Below are 15,168 nucleotides of genomic sequence, written 5' to 3' on the forward strand. Positions count from 1 at the left end.
CGGCGTGCCGGCTGGCACACCTGTCGCCCGGCCGGCTGCGCCCGCGGATCGTCCACGGGAGGCGCCCTCGCCCCGTCTGGCGGCCCAGAGTGGGCCACAGGGCGCGGGTGCGTCGTCCCCCGTTGCCGACGGCCCGCCTGCGGCCAGTCTGCTGCGCCGGCCTTCGCCCGTGAATGTCTCTGCTGTTCCTTCCCGCGACACGCGGGACATGCCATGAATCCGCTTGTCAAACGTGCCCTCGGGCGCGTGTTCGTCTTTGATCCCTGGTTGTTGCTGCTTCTGCTGATGCTGTGCGCGGTCGGCCTGGCCACCATGCACTCGGCGGTGGGCGGCACGCACGGCCGTTTTGCCGAGCAGGTCCGCAATTTCGGCCTGGCGTTCGGTGCCATGTGGTTCGCCGCGCAGGCCTCGCCGCAGATGCTGCAGCGGCTGGCGGGTCCGGTCTATGTGCTGGGCGTGATCCTGCTCGTGCTCGTGGAAGTCGCTGGCGAAACCCGCATGGGCGCCACGCGGTGGCTGAATCTGGGCGTCACGCACATCCAGCCCTCGGAGATCATGAAGATCGGCATGCCATGATGCTCGCGTGGTATTTCCACCGGCGTGAAGGCTCGCTGCGCATCCGCGATTTCTTCGTGGCGGGCGTGCTGCTGCTGGTGCCGTTCCTTCTCATCGTGAAGCAGCCCGATCTGGGCACTGCGCTGCTCGTGTTCGCCGCGGGCTTCTTCGTCATTTTCTTTGCCGGGTTGTCGTTCAAGCTGCTCGTGCCCATCGCCGTGGCTGGAGTCGTGGCCGTCGGCAGCATCATCGCGTACGAGCAGACCCTGTGCGCGCCCGAATTCGACTGGGTGATCCTGCATGATTACCAGAAGCACCGCGTGTGCACGCTGCTAGACCCGACGACAGATCCGCTGGGCAAAGGCTTTCACACCATCCAGTCCTCGATTGCCATCGGCTCAGGGGGGGTCTTTGGCAAGGGCTACATGGCAGGCACGCAGTCGCAGCTCGACTTCGTGCCCGAACGCACCACCGACTTCATCTTCGCCGTCTTCGCCGAAGAGCTCGGCCTCGTGGGCGGCATCTTCCTGCTGGTGCTGTACTTCCTGCTGCTGATGCGCGGGCTCTCGCTCGCCTGGGCGGCGCCTAATGCGTTCTCCAGGCTGCTCGCCGGCGCCCTCACCATGGTGTTCTTCGTCTATGCCTTCGTGAACATCGGCATGGTGGCCGGCATCCTGCCCGTGGTCGGCGTGCCGCTGCCCTTCATGAGCTATGGCGGCACGTCCTTGCTTACCCTGGGGGTCGCCGCCGGTCTCTTGATGGCGGTGCATCGGCACCGCGTGCGGCGCACCTGAGCGCTACAGCAGCGTCCCCTGCGCCGACGTCACCAGCAGCTTGCGGATCGGGGCGGGCAGCCCGGCATCGGCGAGTTCGGCCAGCGGCACCCAGGTGTGTGCGGGATCGCTGAGCGTGCCCGGCTCGGCCGCGGCAATGCGCCACGGCGTGGCGGTCAGTCGAAAGTGCGTGAAGACATGCAGGAAGGGTGTCTGTGGATGTGCGGCGTCCGCCGGGATGCCGAGTCGTCGACAGGCTGCCACGGCGTCCTCACCATCGAATTCCGGCAGGCTCACCAAGCCGCCCCAGATCCCCGTGGGCGGTCGGCGTTCGAGCAGGATGCGGCCATCGTGCTCGATCCAGAGCAGGTGGGTGGTGCGCTCGGGCGAGACCTTGCGCACGCGGGGCGTGGGCAGCTCGTGCTGGCGCGCTTCGCGCAGGGCCACGCAGGTGCTGCGTACCGGACAGCGTCCGCAATCCGGCACCCCGCGCGTACAGAGCGTCGCGCCCAGGTCCATCAGACCTTGCGTGTAGGCCCGCATGGCGTTGGCCTGCGCTTCGGTCTCGGCGCGCAGGGCCGGCAGCTCGGCATCGGCATGCCTCCACATCACCTGCTGCACGCGCGTGGAGGCCGGATCGCCTTCGATGCCGAAGTGCCGCGCGAACACACGGCGCACGTTGCCGTCCAGGATGGCCGCGCGCTCGCCATAGGCGAAGGCCGCGATGGCGGCCGCGGTGGAGCGGCCGATGCCGGGCAACGTGGCGATGCTCGCCGCGTCGGGCGGGAACTGGCCGCCCCATTGCGTCACGATCTCTCGCGCACAGCGGTGCAGATTGCGCGCCCGGGTGTAGTAGCCCAGGCCCGCCCACAGCGCCATCACGTCGGCATCCGGCGCGGCTGCCAGGCTCGCCACGTCGGGATAGCGCGCGAGAAAGCGCTCGTAGTAGGGAATGACCGTCGCCACCTGCGTCTGTTGCAGCATGATCTCGGACAGCCAGATGCGATAGGGATCCCGCGTGTTCTGCCACGGCAGCGCGTGGCGCCCGTGGGTGCGTTGCCACGCGATGACGCGCTCGGCAAAGGGAAGATCCGGGGCCGCGGGGCGGCCCACGCGGGAAAGCACAGAAGACATGATCAGAACCGCTGGCAGCGCGGACAGTAGAAGGTGGCGCGCTGGAATTGCACGATGCGCCGGATGGGCGTGCCACACACCCGGCAAGGCAGGCCCTCGCGGCCGTAGACGCGGCTGTCGATCTGGAAGTAGCCCGAACTGCCATCGCTGTGGACGAAGTCGCGCAGCGAGCTGCCGCCCGCGGCGATGGCTTCGGCCAGGGTGGCACGCACTTCCTCGGCCAGCCGCAGGCAGCGGGCGAGGCTCAGCCGCCCCGCGGGCGTGCGCGGGTGAATGCTGGATCGGAAGAGGCTTTCGGAGGCGTAGATGTTGCCCACGCCCACCACGATCTCGCCGCCCAGGAGCACCTGCTTGATGGGCGTGGTGCGGCCGCGGGTGCCGGCAAAGAGCAGCGCGCCGGTGAAGGCCTCGTCGAAGGGCTCGATGCCCAGACTCGCGAGTCTCGGGTGCGCAAGCACCGGGCCGTCTTCCTCGGGGTGCCACAGCACGGCGCCGAAGCGCCGTGGATCGCGCAGCCGCAGGATGCAGTCGTCGAACACCCAATCGACGTGATCATGCACGGCCGGCGGCTGCGTGGACGGCACGACGCGCAGCGAGCCTGACATCCCGAGATGGACGAGCTGGGTGCCGTTGTCGAAACGCAACAGCAGATACTTGCCTCGGCGACCCGCTTCCAGCACGGTACGCCCGCTCACGGTGTCAGCCAGCGTGGCAGGCACTGGCCAACGCAGACTGGCGTTGCGCACCGCGAGATGACGCAGGGGGCGGCCTTCGACGTGGGGAGCGATGCCGCGGCGGGTGACTTCGACTTCGGGAAGTTCGGGCATGAAAGGTGCGTGAATGCGGCGTTTGCGGAAGATTCACAGGAAGCATGCAAAGCCGCCTGCGTGAGGATACCAAAGCCGCTCGGCGCGATTGCGCAACGCCTTGCCGGGATCGTGTGAAAATGGGGGCTGAGAGCCGCGAGGCAAGCTGGGATACGCTTTGATGCAGCTGAAAATCGTAAAGAACGCGGGATGGGCGCTTTTGCTGGCCGCCGGCTTGGCCGGAGCCCCTGTGGCCGCGCAGCCTGGACCTGGCGCCGCCGGTCCGGACATGCCGATGCTGGGCGAGCTCGAGGAGCCGCCGATCGTCGGTACCCTGCCCGAGAACGAGCTGACCGGGCAGATCCTCTTCCAGATTCTCGCCGCCGACGTGGCCGCCCAGGGCGGTTCGTGGGCGTCGGCCACGAGCACGGCGCTGGAGCTTGCCCGCAACACGCGGGATCCCCGCCTGGCGCGACGCGCGCTGGAATACGCGCTGGCGGGCGACAATCTGCCGCGCGCCTGGGACGCGGCCCGGCTGTGGCTGGAACTCTCGCCGGAGGATCCGCAGGCCTATCACACCGAGCTCATGCTCGCCGCCGCCAACGGCAACACCCAGCATCTGGCCGAGACGCTGCGCCGCCAGATCAACGAGTCGCGTGACAAGGGCGAAGCCATCGCGCAGGCGCAGATGGTGTTGTCCCGCCTGGCCGACCGTCCGCGGGCGTTGGCGCTGTTGGACGACATGTTGGTGGGCGAGCTGCGCGAATTGCCGGAAGCTCGTGCGGCGATGGCGCAGTCCGCCTATGAGGCCGGCGATCACCGCCGCGCGCTCACCGAGGCGCGTGCTGCGCTGGCGGCCCGGCCCGATTGGGAGCTCGCGGCTGGCATGGTGTTGCAGTTCGGCCTGCGCGTCGAACCGCAGCAGGCCATCAGCAGCACGCGCAGTTTCATCGCCCGCCACCCACAGGCGCGCGATCTGCGCCTGGCGCTCGTGAGTGCGCTGGTGCAGCGCGGCGATTACGAATCCGCCATCAACGAGCTGCGCGCCATGGGCCGCTACTCGCCGGAGGATTTCGAGCTGCTCTATCTGCAGGGCGCCATCAGCTATGAAGCCGGCCGCCCCCGAGAAGCCGAGAAGTGGCTCAAGGAATACATCCAGGTCGAATCGGATCGCCGCTCCGCGAGCGCAGACAGCTTCGACCCGACCTCCAGCCTCGTCGATGCGCAGCTCCTGCTCGCCCGCATCGCCGAGGAAGAAGGCCGACTCGATGCCGCCTACGACATCCTCGGCACGATGAGCGCGCCGGACGCCCGCTTCCCTGCACGCATGCGTCAGGCGGTGGTGCGCGCCAAGCAGGGCCGTATCGACGAGGCCATGCAGGTGCTGGACAAGGCAGGCCCCGAAGACGAGCGCGAGCAGGTGCTGCAGGCCATCGTGCGTGGCCAGATCCTGCGTGATGCCGGTCGTGTGCCGCAGGCCATTCGCGCCCTGCAGACCGCCTCGGCGCGCCTGCCGGACAGCACCGAGATCCGCTACGACCTCGCCATGCTGCTGGAGCGCCAGGGCGATGTCGATGGCATGGAGCAGCAGCTGCGTCGCATCATCTCGCTCGACCCGACGCATGCCCACGCCTACAACGCGCTCGGCTACACACTGGCGGATCGCAACGTGCGCCTGGACGAAGCCGAGCAGTTGGTGCAGCGCGCGCTTCAGCTCGAGCCCAACGACGCCGCCATTCTGGACAGCATGGGCTGGGTCCACTACCGCCAGGGCAATTTCCCGCAGGCCGTGGAATACCTGGGCCGCGCCTGGCGTCTGCGTCCGGAAGCCGAGATCGGTGTGCATCTGGGCGAGGCCCTTTGGGCGGGCGGCCAGCGCGACGAGGCCATGCTGATCTGGCGTGCGGTGCAGAACCGCACGCCCGATGACGCGCTCTTGCGCTCCACCCTGCAACGCCTGGGAGTGACGTTGTGATGATGCGTTGGCTGGTCGTGGTGACGACCTTGTTGCTGGGCGCGTGCGCTGCACCGCCCCCCGTCGTGCCTGTAGATGGTGCCTCGGTGGCCAGCGGCGCGCTGGCGCGCAGCGGCCGTTTCGCCTTGCGTGTGGACGAGATCAGCGGCAAGCAGAATGCGGTGCAGGGCGGCTTTGCCTGGCGTGACGATGGGCGTGCTCTGGTGCTGGATCTGACGTCGCCCGTCGGTGCCACGCTGGCCCGAGTCGACGTAGCGCCCAACGGCGCCGCGCTGCTCACCGAGGCCAACGGTACCCAGACGGCGGCAGCGACGGCCGACGAACTCGTCGCCCGCGTGCTCGGCAGCCCGATTCCTGTCGGCGGCTTGCGGGACTGGCTGCGGGGTCACCTGCCCGCCAATCCGCCCGCCACCATCGTCGAGCGCGATGCCGAAGGCCGGCCGCAGGCCTACGACCAGGCCGGCTGGCGTGTCCGCGTCAATGCCTACGATGCCACCGGCCCCGTGCGGCTGGAGATGCAGCGCAACGAGCCTGGCCACGGCGTGATCAACGTGCGGCTCGTCATCACACCGGCCTCCTGAGCGCCATGATCGCTGTAGATTCCGGCTTGGCACCGGCCGCTCCCTGCCCGCTGCCCGCCGAGGGGCAGACCGAGCTGCGCGATCTGCCGGCGCCGGCCAAGCTCAATCTCTTCCTGCACGTCACGGGCCGCCGGCCCGATGGCTATCACCTGCTGCAGACCGTCTTCACCTTCGTCACGCTGCACGACACCGTGCACCTGCGCCGCCGCGAGGACGGCCTCGTGCAACGGGTCAGCGCGCTCGATGGCGTGCCGTCGGATGCCTGCCTCACGGTGCGCGCCGCGCGCGCGTTGCAGGCGGCCACTGGCTGCGCGTTCGGGGTAGATATCGCGCTCGACAAGCGCGTGCCGGCGGGCGGCGGCCTGGGGGGCGGCTCGAGTGACGCGGCCACGGTTCTATTGGGACTCAATCGGCTCTGGGGGACAGGGCTGTCGCGCGAGGCACTGATGGCAATTGCCTTGCCATTGGGTGCGGACGTGCCGGTCTTCGTGGGTGGCACCGCTGCCTTTGCCGAGGGCGTGGGCGAGCGCCTGCAGCCTCTCACGCTGACGCCGGCCTGGTATGTGGTGGTTCAGCCACATGCCCACGTGCCTACCGCGGCAGTTTTTGGCGATCCTTGCTTGACAAGGGATTCATCCGTTGTCAGAATAGCGGACTTTCCTACCCAACATTCTTTGTCACCTGTTGATGAGAATGCTGACGCAGGAAATCGGTCGAAAGGTATCGACCCTGTGGCCTTGAGCCGCTTTGGCAGGAACGATCTCGAATCGGTGGTGTTTTCCCGGTTCTCGCAGGTCGAACAAGCCAGGCAGATCATGGCGCAGGCGGTGCAGCGAATCGGCCGCCAGGCAGGCGATGTTCGCATGTCCGGCAGCGGGGCCTGTCTTTTCGTGGCCTGTGATTCGCAGCAGCAAGCCGATACCCTCAAAGCCGAAATCGCAGCTACAATCCGAGCTTCGGATGAAGCTGCGAAAGCAGCGCCAGCGAATGCGATCCAGGCCATCACCGTGTGTGCTGGCATTGATAAGCATCCGCTGCAACACTGGGCTGAATGAGTCCAGTGCCGTTGGGGAGTCGCCAAGTTGGTTAAGGCACCGGATTTTGATTCCGGCATTCGAGGGTTCGAATCCTTCCTCCCCAGCCATTTTTTTTCCTGAAGGTCCTTCACGGCCGTGAATCAACGGTCACGCAGCCCTGCCGCAGTTGCCCTTTCGGGCTGGCGGGCTTTTCGGAAAAAGAATCCAAATTCCAGTACAGGTTCGCCAGGCTGTTGGTCGCGGTCGTGATCAACAGCCTTGTCATTGGTGCGACAGGTAACGGGCAATTCGCATGACGCGACACAACTTCATGATTTTCACCGGCACCGCGAACCCGCGGCTGGCGGTCGACGTAGCCAATCACCTCGATATGCCCTTGGGCAAGATGACCGTCGGTCGGTTCTCCGATGGCGAGGTGATGGTGGAAATCAACGAGAACGTCCGCGGCAAAGACGTTTTCGTGCTGCAACCCACCTGTGCACCCACGAACGACAATCTCATGGAAATCATGGTGATGGTCGATGCGCTGCGCCGCGCCTCCGCGGGCCGCATCACTGCCGCCATTCCGTATTTCGGCTACGCCCGCCAGGATCGCCGTCCGCGATCGGCCCGCGTGTCCATCTCGGCCAAGGTCGTGGCCAACATGCTCCAGGTCGCCGGTGTCGATCGCGTCCTCACCATGGACTTGCACGCCGACCAGATCCAGGGCTTCTTCGACATCCCCGTGGACAACATCTATGCCGCCCCGATTCTCCTCGGAGACATCTGGAAGCGCAGCATGGAGAACCTCCTCGTCGTGTCGCCCGACATCGGGGGTGTGGTGCGTGCCCGTGCACTCGCCAAGCGCCTCGAAGCCGATCTGGCCATCATCGACAAGCGTCGTCCGCGCGCCAACGTCTCCGAGGTGATGAACATCATCGGCGACGTGGAAGGCCGCAACTGCATCATCATGGACGACATGGTGGATACCGCCGGCACGCTGTGCAAGGCCGCCTCCGCCCTGAAGGAACACGGCGCGCTGAGCGTGGCCGCCTACACCACGCACGCCGTGCTGTCGGGCGGTGCCGTGGATCGCATCCTCCAGTCCGAGCTGGACAGCCTCGTCGTCACCGACAGCATCCCGCTTTCCGAGGAAGCCCGCGCGAGCGGCCGCATCCGCCAACTCTCGTGCGCCGCCCTGCTGGGCGAGACGATGCTGCGCATCTCGCACGCCGAGTCGGTGTCCTCGCTGTTCGTCGAGTGATTGCCCGGGCCGCCATCGCGGCCCGCGTCCTCGACAGACAGCGCATTTGACAGGTTTTCGTGGTGGGGCTGGTCGCGGCCCCGCTGCAAAAAGCGTGTCGCCACGTTGGCGGCGCGTCATCTTGGGCGGCCTAGCCGCCAGAACGGAGCATTTCCATGAAATTCAACGCAACCTCGCGTAGCGTCCAGGGATCGAGTGCGAGCCGCCGCCTGCGCCGCGCGGGCCGTGTGCCGGCCATCGTCTACGGTGGCGAAGGCCAGCCGCTGAACATCGAACTCGACCACAACGAAATCTACCATGCCCTGCGCAAGGAAGAATTCCACGCGTCGATCCTCAGCATGCAACTCGACGGCAAGAAGGGCGACAACGTCCTGCTGCGCTCGGTGCAATGGCACGCCTACAAGCAGCAAGTCCTGCACGTGGACTTCCAGCGCGTGGCCGCTGGCCAGGCCTTGCACACCAAGGTGCCGCTGCACTTCGTGAACGCGGAAGTCTCGCCGGCCGTCAAGCTGAGCAGCAACGTCATCACCCACGTGATGAACGAGCTGGAAATCTCCTGCCTGCCGAACGACTTGCCCCAGTTCATCGAAGTCGACCTGAGCAACGTCATCGCCGGCGGCTCGCTGCACCTGGATCAGGTCAAGCTGCCCAAGGGCGTGACCTACGTCTCGCACGGTGGCGATGCCAACCCCGTCCTGGCTTCGGCCGTGACCGTGGGTGGCGGTGCTGACGCTGCCGACGACGCCGAAGGCGAAGGTGACGCCCAGGCCTAAGCCCAGCTAATTCGCGCTTCTCAACGCCCCGGCTCGCTTTACGCAGCCGGGGCGTTGTGTTTGGTGCGCACGCCCGGGCTCGGCGCAGGGTCCTCCCACACGTGTCCAGGCCGTCGGGTATCCGCACGCAGGTGCGTGCCAGACAGCGCCCTGCGTCCGAGAATCCTCTCAATCTGTGTATCCTAGCGGGTTCGGTTTTCCACGTTCCCGCTGTTCAACTGCATGCCTCCATCGCCCATCCGCCTCATCGCTGGCCTCGGCAATCCCGGCCCGGACTACGAGAAGACCCGCCACAACGCTGGCTTCTGGCTTCTCGACGCCTTGGCGGACGACGTGCGCGCGAGTTTCACGCTCGAGAAAGCCTTTGCGGGATTCGTCGCCAAGGCCCGGCACGCCGGCGAGGCGGTCATTCTCGTCAAGCCGATGACGTACATGAACCGTTCCGGTCAATCCGTGGGCGCGCTGGCGCGCTTCTACAAAATTCCCGCCGAGCAGGTGCTCGTCGTGCACGACGAGCTGGATCTCATGCCGGGCCAGGCCAAGCTCAAGCAGGGCGGCGGTCACGCTGGTCACAACGGCTTGAAGGACATCCAGGCCGCGCTCGGCACCCCCAACTTCTGGCGCCTGCGCCTGGGTATCGGTCACCCCCGCACGCTGAACCTTGCCCAACCGGTGGCGGATTTCGTGCTGCACCCGCCGCGTCGCGATGAGCAAGGCCCGATCGAGGACACCATCACGCGGGGCCGCGCCATCATGCCCGCGCTGCTCGATGGCAACGTCGAGCAGGCCATACGCCAATTGCACGGGGGCAACCCCTGATGGCGGCATCGGTGCCGCGCCTGCGCTTTCGCGACGAGTTCCGGGACTTCTGGCGCTTCTTGCGCAAGCCCACGCTTACGCCCCGCCTGCCGCACGCGCCGATGCCTGCCGTGGCGAGCGACTGGGTCGGCAGCGTGCGCCTGGGCAGTATCGTGCGCTGGGTGCTGTTGCTGTGGGCCGTCAATCTCGTCGTCTTCGGCCCCATCGCGGCCGGCGTGGCCACCGCCACCGGTGCCAGCCATCGGCTCGACCCGAGTGCGGTGCCCTGGGTGCTCGCCATCCTCTGGGCGCCCATCGTCGAAGAGCTGATGTTCCGCTTCTGGCTGCGCCGCCCGGGCACCCTGCTGTGGCTGATGCCCGCCTTCGTGATCATCGTGATGTACGGCAAAGGCATGCTCGGCGCCACGGTGCTGGCGGGCCTGCTCGCGCTCACCGCCCTGCCCGGTGTGCCTGGCGTGCGCTGGCGCTTCAAGGCGCGCCGCCGCTACCGGCGCTGGTTCCCGGCGATCTTCTACAGCGCCACCTTCGCCTTCGCGATCCTGCACCTGCTGAATTTCAGCGACCTGAACATCGCCGCCTGGTGGCTGCTGCCCGTGTTCGTGCTGCCGCAATGGATCACCGGCCTCGTGCTGGGCTGGGTGCGCATGCGGCGCGGCATCGGCGCAGCCATCCTCATGCACGCCTGCTTCAACGCCGGCCCCGTGATGCTGCTCTGGCTGCTCGTGTCCCTGAACGGCGGCATGCCCCTGCCGCTGCCGGACGGCACATGATCCGCAACATCGCCAGCTGGGCCGTCCCCATCGCGCTGCTCGTCGGCGCGAGCGGGTGGCTGTACATGGAAGCCAACGCCGTCCCCGGCGAATGGGACCGCTACGGCGCCGTGAGCGAACGCGTGAAGATCGGCGAAGTCACCGCGCGCCACGCCTCCGGCAGCGGCTCAGAAGTGACCACTTTTTCGCAGGGTTCGCAATGGGTCGTGCAGGGTCTCGTGGCCACGCTGCCCGGCGCCAGCTTCGAGCGCGTGACGCGGCCCTTGGCGACGCTGGTGTGCGTGCAGGCGACGGATCGGTGCTGGCAGGCCGCGCCGGTGGAGGGGGTGCAGGTGTGGTTGGGGGCTGAGTAGGGAAACGCAGGATCGTTTGGGGTGCTAGAGGCACTCACCTGAAGTCCCAAATCGAGACGGGTTTTTGCTCTTTTACAATCTGAAAAATCGGTAGAATTTTTGGTGGTGGTTTTTCTTTTTAGAATCAGTAGGTTGTTGGAAGTGTGTTCCCCGCATACGCGGGGATGAACCGCAGACCACCAGCACGGCCTGCCGTCCTATGAAGTGTTCCCCGCATACGCGGGGATGAACCGCTGTCGATCTGGTTCGAGCTGATCCGCCCAGAGTGTTCCGCGCGCATGCGGGGATGAACCGCCGTAAAAGGCGAGGACCTAGCCGATGTTCTCGTGTTCCCCGCGCGTGCGGGGATGGACCGGGCACCGTGGCTGCGATCCGTGAGGTGCTGGAGTGTTCCCCGCGCATGCGAGAATGAACCGCCCCAGCGGTCGAGCTCAGGTCCGGGCGCGGCGTGTTCCCCACGCATCCGGGGATGAACCAGCCTGGTACGGCCAGCTGGTAGAGCTCGGTTAGTGTTCCTCGCGTATGCGGGGAGGAACAGAACGCATAGCCTTTGCCGCAGATGTTGGCCTAGTGTTCCCCACACATGCTTGGATGAACCGAGGTCATCGTCGCTGAGATGTGCGCTGCCGCTGTATTCCCCGCGCACGCGGGGATAAACCGACGTGTTCGCATCAAGCTTGCCCCGCACGCTTGTTCCTCGCAATGGTGAGGATGAAGCGCTCGACAGGCGATGAGCGGTCTCAATGCCGGCGCGGAGTGGGCACTAGGCGAGGAATGTTTCCCTCGCAAAGCCGCGTCCTAGTCATGACTCGCTCCTGACGCGCAGTGTGTTTCGCGCACGCGGGCAACGCCTCGCTACGCGGGCTCGTGTTCTTTCAACCAGTCTCGCAGTGCGTCGTCCATACGCCCTTGCCAGCCTGGGCCCGACGCTCTAAATGAGTCGAGCACGTCCGGCGATAGCCTGATGGTGATGCGCTCTTTCGTCGGTGCCTTCTGTGGGCCACGTCCGCGTATGCCCAGCTTGGCCTGCAGGGTGGCAGAAAGGACGTCAGCTGCCGGACGTGCGCGGCGGAATGTCGCTTCTGTCCATTCAGGGTTTTCGTCGTCAACCATCTCTGGGTTGGGCGTTCTGAGATCAAGCTTTTTCATATCGAGCTACCTCGCGAGCATTGGCTTTACGTAGGCTGATGACGCGTAGCGACACTTCACGTGCTGTGAACACCACCATGTGCAAACGGCCATCGATCATGCCAAGCGCCTGGAATCGAGGCTCACCGTAGTCGTTGCGGGTGTCTTCGGCAACCAGGGCACTGTTCCAATCGAAACGGCGCACTAGATCGAACGAGAGGCCGCGATCCGCGATGTTTCTATCGTTCTTGGCAACGTCGTACGTGATGTCCATCGCCTAAATTGTGCATACGATATGAAGTCTCTGCAAGTGAGCTTTTTAAGCTCAACCTAACTCGCGCAGAGGGTTGCGCCGAGCGCATGCGAAAGCACGGCGACCAAACCGTAACTCACATAATGACGCGTGTAGACTCGAATTGTCACGATTTCTGTCGTTTGCATGTCGTCGTCTGCCGAGACTACTTTCTTCCGCTACTGGGGAAAAGCAACCCCTCAAGGCGCGAACACATTCCATCTGTTGCCGTTCCACAGTTTGGATGTCGGCGCCTGCGGGGCGGCATTGCTGCGTCTGCCACAGTATTCACTCGAAGGCCTGGCGCGGGCGCTGGGTTGGCCTCTTTCGACGGTAGAGTCGCTGGCCGTCTTTTTTCTGCTCATTCACGACGTTGGCAAGTTCTCGCGGAGCTTCCAGGGCCTGGCCCCCGAACTGTCCGTTGAGCTCGTTCAGAATCACAAGCGACTCCCTTACCGATATCGGCACGATACGTTGGGCTGGGTAGTGTGGGAGGACGACATTTCGTCGGGCACTCTGAAGTCCTTGCTGCCTGGCGCTGGGTCAGATTTCTGGGGTGTATGGGCGCGTACGGCGTTGGGCCATCATGGCAGACCGCCTCAAGAGGCAACTGATAGTGGCGATGGGCTGTACGCCGAAGACCACTTCCTGATGGAAGATCGCGAGGCTGTCGACGCCTTCGTTTCCGAAGTCGCCGCCACTTGGCTTCCCGCAGACATTCCAACACCCGGTCGTCGCGAAGTGAACGTTCTGCGCCATCACGCCTGGAAGCTGGCAGGATTGGCCGTCCTAGCCGACTGGCTCGGCTCCAACCAACGCGTGTTTGGCTATTGCACGTCACCTGTCGCGTTGCGAACGTATTGGACAGATGTGGCATTGGCTGGTGCTGAGCGTGCGTTGGAACAGTCGGGGCTATCTCACAATCCCGTGAGAGCTTGGACGACACCGCTGGCGCTTTTCGAGCACTTGCGCGAACCGACGCCATTGCAGCACTACGCCGCAAACGTCTCGCTCGAGTCGGGTCCACAGATGTTTCTTCTGGAGGACGTGACCGGCGCTGGAAAGACCGAAGCGGCATTGATTCTCGCGCAGCGGCTCATGGCGCAAGGGGCCGCCCACGGGCTCTTCTTCGCCCTGCCTAGCATGGCCACCTCGAATCAGATGTACGACCGTGTTGGCGCCGTCTACCGTTACTTCTACGACGCATCCGCCCGTCCATCGTTGATCCTGGCGCACGGTGCACGAGACCTGATGGAAGGTTTTCGTCAAAGCGTCATTCAGACAGACGATCAGCCCCAGGATCGCAACTACACAGCCCAGGACCAGACCGCCTCAGCGCAATGCAACACCTGGCTCGCAGACAACCGCAAGAAGGCGTTGCTCGCGGACGTCGGGGTAGGAACCATCGATCAGGCGCTGCTGGGGGTGCTGCCCGTGCGTCACCAGTCGCTTCGCCTGCTTGGCTTGGCGGGCAAAGTGTTGATCGTGGACGAAGTGCATGCGTACGACAGCTACATGCGTGTGCTTCTGCGACGTTTGCTCGAAGCGCATGCTCGCCAGGGCGGCACCGCCATTCTTCTGTCCGCCACGCTGCCCTCGGGATATCGAGAGCAATTGGTGCAGGCATATCAACGCGGCCTCGGGTTGACGAGTGAAAGCGTCGCTCCTGATCTGCGCTATCCATTGGCGACACAGGTCGCCGCGTCGATCAGTGTTCATGCCTGTGAGACGCGGCCACAGCTGGTGAGACGAGTCGCTGTTGTGCCCATCCATGACGAGGCTGAGGCATTGGCCTTAGTGCTGGCCGAGGCAGCAGCCGGCCGGTGCGTTTGCTGGGTTCGGAACACGGTGGAGGACGCGCGTCGTGCGTTCGATGTGTTGTCTGACAGTTTGCCCTCGAACCACTTGACGTTGTTCCACAGCCGTTACGCGATGGGTGATCGGCTGGATATCGAGGCCGACGTACTGCGACGTTTCGGCAAGCACTCCGGGCCGGAGACGAGGCGAGGGCATGTGCTGATCGGTACCCAGGTTCTGGAGCAGTCGCTGGATTTCGACGTGGACGCCATGATCACGGATCTGGCGCCGGTCGACCTCATCATTCAGCGCGCTGGACGTCTTCAGAGGCACGCGCGACTCGTCGACGGAACGCCATCGGACGACGGGAAGGAGCATCGTCCCTCTCCGGTATTGCATCTTCTCTGCCCAGTGCCATCGGACGATCCGAGCCCTGCGTGGTACTCCGAAATGTTCTCCCAGGCCTGCTACGTGTATCCCGACGTCGGCACGCTATGGCGTAGCGCCCGAGCGCTGTCGGACTCGGGCTGCATCATCAGCCCAGGGCAGATTGGCGAGCCAGGGGCGGTGCGGCAACTCGTGGAGGCCGTCTATGGCGAGGACGCGGAGCCAATTCCCGAGACGCTGCAGCGCGCTTCGCGAGAGCAACTCGGCAAGGATCTGGCGCAGGCCAGCCAAGGCAGTTTCAACAGCCTCAAGCTGGATTGTGGCTACTGCTGGGATAGCGCCCCGAACCACTGGGCCGGGGCGATCGAGGTGCCGACCCGCTTGGGCGACGAAACGCGAGCGCTTTACCTGGCCCGGGAGGTGGATGGCGAACTAAAGCCCTGGCGGACCGACCTGGGGAGGCAGGCCTGGGACCAATCGGCTGTCCGGGTAGATGCCAAGCGTGTGTCCGATCTGGCGCCAAAGGATCTCAAGCGGTGGGGAGCTGCACTTGATGCGCTCCGCTGCAAGCATCGCCTTTTGGACGCACCCGCTGTCATCGTGCCAATGCGCCGCGACGATGGAATGTGGAAGGCAGATGTTGCGGACGGCTCAGGTCGTCCGTTGACCCTGCATTACGACGACGTGCGCGGCTTGTGGTGGTAGTCCATCGAAATGGCGAATAACAACGAGGCTCCAACATGGG

The 15,168-nt window shown here is 65.3% G+C and carries 13 protein-coding genes, 1 tRNA gene and 2 pseudogenes; 12 read left to right on the plus strand and 4 right to left on the minus strand.

The genetic code is table 11. The annotated features are described in order from the left end of the window. Positions 1–217 (plus strand): annotated as a pseudogene (locus IMZ29_RS16670) (hypothetical protein); the annotation flags it as partial. Continuing rightward, positions 214–1,349, plus strand: a pseudogene (gene rodA / locus IMZ29_RS16675) (rod shape-determining protein RodA). The pseudogenes IMZ29_RS16670 and rodA, both read left to right, overlap by 4 nt. 3 nt (positions 1,350–1,352) lie before the next feature. Here rodA and mutY read toward each other — a convergent pair. After that, entirely contained in the window at positions 1,353–2,462 is a 1,110-nt protein-coding gene (gene mutY / locus IMZ29_RS16680; protein ID WP_216186185.1) for an A/G-specific adenine glycosylase, read from the minus strand. 2 nt (positions 2,463–2,464) lie between these two features. After that, positions 2,465–3,289, minus strand: a complete 825-nt coding sequence (mutM, locus tag IMZ29_RS16685; protein ID WP_216186187.1) for a bifunctional DNA-formamidopyrimidine glycosylase/DNA-(apurinic or apyrimidinic site) lyase — start codon at positions 3,287–3,289, stop codon at positions 2,465–2,467. A 229-nt stretch (positions 3,290–3,518) separates the two neighbouring features. Between mutM and IMZ29_RS23375 the strand changes: the two genes are divergently transcribed. The 9 genes from IMZ29_RS23375 to IMZ29_RS16730 all read left to right on the plus strand — a co-directional run bounded on the left by IMZ29_RS23375 (position 3,519) and on the right by IMZ29_RS16730 (position 10,819). Further along, positions 3,519–5,243, plus strand: coding sequence for a tetratricopeptide repeat protein (locus IMZ29_RS23375; protein WP_216186189.1), 1,725 nt, complete (start codon positions 3,519–3,521; stop codon positions 5,241–5,243). Continuing rightward, on the plus strand, positions 5,243–5,824 hold the full coding sequence (locus IMZ29_RS16695; RefSeq protein WP_216186191.1) for an outer membrane lipoprotein LolB: 582 nt from the start codon (positions 5,243–5,245) through the stop codon (positions 5,822–5,824). Before IMZ29_RS23375 ends, IMZ29_RS16695 begins: the two co-directional genes overlap by 1 nt. A 5-nt stretch (positions 5,825–5,829) precedes the next feature. Next, positions 5,830–6,879: a 4-(cytidine 5'-diphospho)-2-C-methyl-D-erythritol kinase gene (gene ispE, locus IMZ29_RS16700; protein WP_216186193.1), complete on the plus strand. Its 1,050-nt coding sequence runs from the start codon at positions 5,830–5,832 to the stop codon at positions 6,877–6,879. Positions 6,880–6,891: 12 nt separating this feature from the next. Then, positions 6,892–6,968: transfer RNA gene (locus tag IMZ29_RS16705), tRNA-Gln, on the plus strand. A gap of 185 nt (positions 6,969–7,153) precedes the next feature. Further along, positions 7,154–8,104 carry a ribose-phosphate pyrophosphokinase gene (locus tag IMZ29_RS16710; protein ID WP_216186195.1) on the plus strand — a complete coding sequence of 317 codons (951 nt, stop codon included), beginning with the start codon at positions 7,154–7,156 and terminating at the stop codon, positions 8,102–8,104. A 155-nt stretch (positions 8,105–8,259) separates the two neighbouring features. Beyond that, a complete protein-coding gene (locus IMZ29_RS16715) occupies positions 8,260–8,877 on the plus strand; it encodes a 50S ribosomal protein L25/general stress protein Ctc (protein WP_216186197.1) in 618 nt (205 codons plus the stop codon). Positions 8,878–9,099: 222 nt separating this feature from the next. Further along, entirely contained in the window at positions 9,100–9,696 is a 597-nt protein-coding gene (pth, locus tag IMZ29_RS16720; protein ID WP_216186199.1) for an aminoacyl-tRNA hydrolase, read from the plus strand. Continuing rightward, positions 9,696–10,466 (plus strand): CPBP family glutamic-type intramembrane protease, encoded by a 771-nt coding sequence (locus IMZ29_RS16725; protein ID WP_216186201.1) that lies wholly within the window; start codon positions 9,696–9,698, stop codon positions 10,464–10,466. The genes pth and IMZ29_RS16725 overlap by 1 nt, the downstream gene beginning before the upstream one ends. Continuing rightward, positions 10,463–10,819 (plus strand): hypothetical protein, encoded by a 357-nt coding sequence (locus IMZ29_RS16730; protein WP_216186203.1) that lies wholly within the window; start codon positions 10,463–10,465, stop codon positions 10,817–10,819. Before IMZ29_RS16725 ends, IMZ29_RS16730 begins: the two co-directional genes overlap by 4 nt. An 855-nt stretch (positions 10,820–11,674) precedes the next feature. Here IMZ29_RS16730 and IMZ29_RS16735 read toward each other — a convergent pair. Together IMZ29_RS16735 and IMZ29_RS16740 are read right to left on the minus strand one after the other, a co-directional pair. Continuing rightward, complete coding sequence (locus IMZ29_RS16735) at positions 11,675–11,968, minus strand: BrnA antitoxin family protein (RefSeq protein WP_371820324.1); 294 nt, start codon at positions 11,966–11,968, stop codon at positions 11,675–11,677. Further along, on the minus strand, positions 11,955–12,221 hold the full coding sequence (locus IMZ29_RS16740) for a BrnT family toxin (protein ID WP_216186205.1): 267 nt from the start codon (positions 12,219–12,221) through the stop codon (positions 11,955–11,957). The genes IMZ29_RS16735 and IMZ29_RS16740 overlap by 14 nt, the downstream gene beginning before the upstream one ends. Positions 12,222–12,386: 165 nt before the next feature. Between IMZ29_RS16740 and cas3 the strand changes: the two genes are divergently transcribed. Beyond that, a complete protein-coding gene (gene cas3, locus IMZ29_RS16745) occupies positions 12,387–15,128 on the plus strand; it encodes a CRISPR-associated helicase Cas3' (protein WP_216186207.1) in 2,742 nt (913 codons plus the stop codon). The last annotated feature ends 40 nt before the right edge of the window (positions 15,129–15,168 follow it).

The organism is Verticiella alkaliphila (assembly GCF_018904615.1).
In the GTDB taxonomy this organism is placed as follows: Bacteria; Pseudomonadota; Gammaproteobacteria; order Burkholderiales; family Burkholderiaceae_B; genus Verticiella; species Verticiella alkaliphila.

Excerpts from the sequence above, each read along its gene's own strand:
- mutY (WP_216186185.1), bottom strand. The coding sequence starts at position 2,462 with ATGTCTTCTGTGCTTTCCCGCGTGGGCCGCCCCGCGGCCCCGGATCTT.
- mutM (WP_216186187.1), bottom strand. The coding sequence starts at position 3,289 with ATGCCCGAACTTCCCGAAGTCGAAGTCACCCGCCGCGGCATCGCTCCC.
- IMZ29_RS16695 (WP_216186191.1), top strand. The coding sequence starts at position 5,243 with ATGATGCGTTGGCTGGTCGTGGTGACGACCTTGTTGCTGGGCGCGTGC.
- ispE (WP_216186193.1), top strand. The coding sequence starts at position 5,830 with ATGATCGCTGTAGATTCCGGCTTGGCACCGGCCGCTCCCTGCCCGCTG.
- IMZ29_RS16710 (WP_216186195.1), top strand. The coding sequence starts at position 7,154 with ATGACGCGACACAACTTCATGATTTTCACCGGCACCGCGAACCCGCGG.
- IMZ29_RS16715 (WP_216186197.1), top strand. The coding sequence starts at position 8,260 with ATGAAATTCAACGCAACCTCGCGTAGCGTCCAGGGATCGAGTGCGAGC.
- pth (WP_216186199.1), top strand. The coding sequence starts at position 9,100 with ATGCCTCCATCGCCCATCCGCCTCATCGCTGGCCTCGGCAATCCCGGC.
- IMZ29_RS16725 (WP_216186201.1), top strand. The coding sequence starts at position 9,696 with ATGGCGGCATCGGTGCCGCGCCTGCGCTTTCGCGACGAGTTCCGGGAC.
- IMZ29_RS16730 (WP_216186203.1), top strand. The coding sequence starts at position 10,463 with ATGATCCGCAACATCGCCAGCTGGGCCGTCCCCATCGCGCTGCTCGTC.
- IMZ29_RS16735 (WP_371820324.1), bottom strand. The coding sequence starts at position 11,968 with ATGAAAAAGCTTGATCTCAGAACGCCCAACCCAGAGATGGTTGACGAC.
- IMZ29_RS16740 (WP_216186205.1), bottom strand. The coding sequence starts at position 12,221 with ATGGACATCACGTACGACGTTGCCAAGAACGATAGAAACATCGCGGAT.
- cas3 (WP_216186207.1), top strand. The coding sequence starts at position 12,387 with ATGTCGTCGTCTGCCGAGACTACTTTCTTCCGCTACTGGGGAAAAGCA.